Genomic DNA, 4,658 nt, shown 5'->3' with positions numbered 1-4,658 from the left:
GACAGGCGCCGCGCCGCGCCGACGCCGACGATCGCGCCGGTGATGGTGTGGGTGGACGATACCGGGATCCCGCCGACAGTGGCCATGAACAGCGTGATCGCGCCACCGGTCTCGGCGCAGAAACCCTGCACCGGCGTCAGGCGCGTGATCTTCGATCCCATCGTGTGGACGATTTTCCAACCGCCGGACAGCGTACCCAGCGCAATGGCGAGGTAGCAGGACAGCATGACCCAGAACGGCACCTCCAGATCGGCACCCAGATAGCCTTGCGAGTAGAGCAGGACGGCGATGATCCCCATCGTCTTCTGCGCGTCGTTGCCGCCATGGCCCAGCGAATACAACGCCGCGGATACCAGCTGCAGCTTGCGAAAGCGCTTGTCGACCGACAGCGGCGTCATCCGGATCGTCACCCATGCGACGACGAGCACGAGCAGCAGCGCGAAGAACATGCCCGTCGCGGGCGCAACGAAGATGCCGGCCACCGTCTTCAGCACGCCGGACCACACCACCGCGTCGACGCCGACCTTGCTCAGACCCGCGCCGAGCAGTCCGCCGATTAACGCATGGCTGGAGGACGACGGGATGCCGAGCACCCAGGTCACTACGTTCCAGATGATCGCGCCCATCAACGCTGCGAAAATGACGGCAGGGTCGATGACGCTCGCGTCCACGATCCCCTTGCCGACCATCTTGGCGACGGCATCGCCGAAGACGAAGATTGCGGCAAAGTTGAAGAACGCGGCGAACAGCACCGCATGGTGCGGTTTCAGGACCCGTGTCGAGACCACGGTGGCGATCGCGTTGGCCGCGTCGTGCAGGCCGTTCAGAAAGTCGAACAGCAGCGCTACACCGATCAGCGCGACGAGGAGCCAGAAGGAGATGATCATGGGATCGGCCGGTCAGGCGTGGTCGATCACGAGACCCTGGATCTCGTCGGCGACGTCCTCGAACCGGTCGACCACACGCTCTAGATGGCCATAGATCTCGCGGCTGATGATGAAGTCCATCGGCGCTTGCGCCTTGGCTTTGAACAGCGCGCGCAGGCCGTCCGCATGGATAGCGTCGGCATCGCCCTCGATCTTGATGATACGCTCCGTCAGCTCGTGCAGCCGGTGCGCGTTCTTGCCCAGCGAACGCAGCAGCGGCGTCGCCTCCGCGGTGAGCCGCGCCGCCTCGACGATGATCCCCGCCATGTCGCGCATCTGCGGCTGGATCTCGGTCACTTGGTAAAGCGCGATGGTGTTCGCGGTTTGGTGCATCTGGTCGATGGCGTCGTCCATCGTATTGACCAGCCCGGTAATCGCACTGCGGTCGAACGGGGTCACAAAAATCCTGCGGACGTCCTGCATCACCTCGCGCGTGATGTCATCGGCGGCGTGCTCATGCCGGGCGATCGCCGCGATCTGCTCGTCGACATTCTCGCCGTGCAACAGGCGCGAAAGCGCCGCGGCGCCCGACGTCAGCTCGGCCGCATGCGCGTCGAACTGCTCGAAGAAGCGACCTGTCTTGGGCAACAGCGACTGGAACCAGCCCAGCATCGGCACGCTTCTCCCTATCCTCGCCCGGACCTCGGGCAACATTCGATCCACGAAGCTGAGCCGCGGCGGTGGCGCAAAGCCTGCGATCAGTAACTTCAACGTCGGTTCGGCCACCGCATCGGCGGCGTCCGCCAGATCGAACCATTGTGTGACACGTTGATGACGTTCCGGCCACTCCGCCGCCTGCTCTGTCACCAGCATACAGTAGACCGCCACCAACATTTCACGCGGTGGCCCGACGCGCCGACGCTTGCGGTACCCGAACTGGCCCAACGGGGTCGCGCATACCGCGCCACGCACGCCTGCCTCTTCCCAAGCCTCGATCGCGGCGGCCTGGTGGTCGCCGACACCACGCATCAGATTACCTTTTGGGATCACCCACCGACCCGTATCGCGCGAAGTAATCAGAAGTATCTGCGCCCGGCCAGTGGCGCCGATGCGATAGGGCAAGGCGCCTACCTGTCTGGTCATCGTGCTGGCGACTCGCGATGCGGCGGCACGGCGCGGCCTCGACCGACCAGGTCGGGCGGAACGCGCGCCATCACCGAACCGTTCTGCCAACGTGGAGAGAAAAGCAACCGCCGAACACCTGCCCTGGTCGACACAGCCGTCGGACAGCGGCTACGCAATCTGCGGCTGGTGCGATCGGGCGATCTATCGCCCTGCTCTGCCATGCTCGGTCAGACCCGTAGCGGGATTGTTGACCATGCCGACTCAGCCTGGCCAGGGTGAGCGCTGCAAATTCGAGCTGTCGACCCGGACGCGGCACGACGATCGGGCAAGCTGACGGGCTTATGATTGTCAAAGTGCTGCCGGCCAGTGCCCGGGTTCAAGCACTGGCCTCGCCGCGAGATCCTCGGACGTCAGGTCGGTACTGATGCCATCATCCGAGAAGCGAATCTCGGTCGGCGACAAAGCATGAAGCCGTTCGCCGACGCCCCCGACGCCGCCCTCGCTGACAACCAGATAGGCGAGCGCCGCGCCATCGCACCGCATCATCGCCTCGATCACCTGACCCAGCGGCTCGCCATCGCGACCGGTCAGCGACGCGCGGTGCAGCGTGCCGATCGCCACCAAGGTCGGCACCCGCGCGCGGGCGCTGCGCGCAGTAGCAGCCTTGCCACCCTGCTCATAGCGCGCCTGCCGTCCTAGCCAGCGCCAGATGCCGAGCAGGTTCACTGCCGTCAGAAACAGGTTGGAATATAGCAGCTGCGTCGAATCGCCCTTCGTGACGGCGACGGTCACCCAGGCGATCGACCCGACCGTGAACACGACGAAGCCCAGGCCGGTCACCCGCGCGCCCAGATTGGCCGCGGTCATGACCGCCGCGATGCAAGTCGCCGCCAGCGCGACCCACCCGGCGATGTCCTCGACTGCCAACTATCTCTCCCTTCCCGCCGATTCTGAAACGAGAAACGCCGCGACCGGTAATCCGGGCGCGGCGTTTGCCGGAAGTTTGCGCGTTACCTGGCGAGGACCGTCAGCTCGGTGCGGCGGTTCTCCGCCTGGCCCGAGGCGGTGGCGTTGGCCACTTGCGGGTTGCCCTCGCCACCACTCGCCGCCGAAATCGAGCTTCGTTTAACACCCTTCGCGACCAGCGCATCGGCAACGGCCACAGCGCGCTGCCGGCCAAGCTCCGCATTGACCGGTTCCGACCCACGCCCGTCGGCATAGCCGTCGAGCCGCACCCGTGCCTCAGGGTAAGCATTCAGAATCAGCGCCAGTGTGTCGATCGTCGGCTGGTCCTCCGCCCGGACCACGGCCGAGCTGGTGGCGAAGTTCAACCGATCGAAAGTGAAGGTTCGTGGCGCGGCGACGTTTGACGCCAGAAATTCCTGAAGCTGGAAGTTGAGCGTGTTGGGCTCGACATCGACCTTTTGCCCGTTGGGCAGCGTCACGGCTTGGAGGGGGAGCGCAGCCGTGATCGTGGCGGTGGTGGAAGTCGTCTCGACCGGCGCCATGGCAGCGTCTTGCCTGTTGTCGACGCAGCTCTTGAACAGCAGCAACAGGAGCAACAACCCGACCGCACCGACGACCCAACGCAGGTAGAAGTTCTTGCGCGGCGCAGCACCTTCGACTGCGCGGTTCTTGACGGGTGGTAGCGGGCTGCCGACGGCGGCGGTGCCGTCCGTCGTCGCAGTCACGCCTGCGAGTGCGGCCGGCTTCGTCGTCGAGAGGTGGACGTGCTCGTCAACGCGCGTGACGGATGACAACGGGACATAGTGGTGCTGCCCGTCGGGCGAGTCGTTCTTCGTCAGTTTGATCAGGTCGCCATCAAGATGGTCGACGGTGCCGACATGCTGGCCATCGCTGCCCTTGACCGGCATATGCGGACGGATCGCGCTTGCATCCACCATTGTCACTCTCCTGATGCGACCCAGATGTACCAGCGCCGCTGATTGCGGTGGCGGTACAATCGTCTGACCGTCGGGCAGGTTCCGCGATCTGGCCCTCCGCCCGCTGCCGACGTCACATCCTCATCAGCATCCCAATATGCTCCTGCACCACCGGAACGATGGCGGCGGCGGCGCGACGCAACGCCGGCGCGGTGCCGTCGGCGGCGTACGCCTGCTGCACTGCCAGCGCCTGACCATGGGCGGCCTTCTGCTGCGCGAGGTAGCGGGCGTCGCGTGCTGGACCCTGCTCGGCGCGTAACTGCGCAACCAGTTCCGCCTGCAACGGCATCAGCATGGGACGAGCCACGGGAACGCGCGATCGTCGTGCCGCTGCGGCCACGTCGGCGGTGCTCCTGCTATGGTGCGCGATCATCATGCGCGCGAAGTCGCGGACGCGCGGATCGGTGGTGGTCTGCAGCACCAGCTGGCTCGACTGGCGTTCGTACAGGTCGGATGCGCCGGCGGTCATGACATATTCCGCAGGGGTCATGACCTGCGCGGCGACGGGGGTGGCGGCGAGCATCGTAGCGGCAAGGGCAAGGGTGATCTTCATGTCCAGCAACTCCAGATCAGCGGGCAAGGGCGGCGCGCAGGCGCGCGACGGCGTATTCGTTGGCGTCGTAAGCGCCGCGCACGACCTTACCCATGCCGAAGAACTCGTGCGTCACGCCGGGAAAGGTGCGCTGCTCGACCCGACCACCGGCATTGCGGATCGCGGCGGCGA

Annotated in this window: 5 protein-coding genes and 1 pseudogene; all 6 read right to left on the bottom strand. The window is 65.7% G+C overall.

Translation table 11 applies throughout. The features are described from left to right. Nucleotides 1–887 (bottom strand): inorganic phosphate transporter (locus JWN21_RS07280; RefSeq protein ID WP_299647736.1); only part of this gene is annotated, 887 nt, incomplete at its 3' end. Between the two features lie 12 nt (nt 888–899). Next, a complete protein-coding gene (locus JWN21_RS07275) occupies nt 900–2,009 on the bottom strand; it encodes a DUF47 family protein (RefSeq protein ID WP_299647740.1) in 1,110 nt (369 codons plus the stop codon). A gap of 330 nt (nt 2,010–2,339) precedes the next feature. Further along, nucleotides 2,340–2,918, bottom strand: a complete 579-nt coding sequence (locus tag JWN21_RS07270) for a PRC-barrel domain containing protein (RefSeq protein ID WP_299647734.1) — start codon at nt 2,916–2,918, stop codon at nt 2,340–2,342. Between the two features lie 83 nt (nt 2,919–3,001). Then, the gene (locus JWN21_RS07265; protein WP_367182920.1) at nt 3,002–3,682 is read right to left on the bottom strand and encodes an OmpA family protein; all 681 of its coding nucleotides are present in this window, start codon (nt 3,680–3,682) and stop codon (nt 3,002–3,004) included. 27 nt (nt 3,683–3,709) lie between these two features. Beyond that, nucleotides 3,710–3,895, bottom strand: a pseudogene (locus JWN21_RS07260) (DUF2171 domain-containing protein); the annotation flags it as partial. A gap of 112 nt (nt 3,896–4,007) precedes the next feature. Next, nucleotides 4,008–4,487 carry a DUF4142 domain-containing protein gene (locus JWN21_RS07255; RefSeq protein ID WP_299647732.1) on the bottom strand — a complete coding sequence of 160 codons (480 nt, stop codon included), beginning with the start codon at nt 4,485–4,487 and terminating at the stop codon, nt 4,008–4,010. Nucleotides 4,488–4,658 lie beyond the last annotated feature (171 nt).

The organism is Sphingomonas bacterium, assembly GCF_028292945.1.
Taxonomy (GTDB): Bacteria; Pseudomonadota; Alphaproteobacteria; order Sphingomonadales; family Sphingomonadaceae; genus Sphingomonas.
Note: the sequence above shows the minus strand (reverse complement) of the source record. Positions and strands in the feature narration are given on the sequence as shown.

Coding starts and splice junctions, on each gene's coding strand:
- JWN21_RS07275 (WP_299647740.1), bottom strand. CDS start 2,009: ATGACCAGACAGGTAGGCGCCTTGCCCTATCGCATCGGCGCCACTGGC.
- JWN21_RS07255 (WP_299647732.1), bottom strand. CDS start 4,487: ATGAAGATCACCCTTGCCCTTGCCGCTACGATGCTCGCCGCCACCCCC.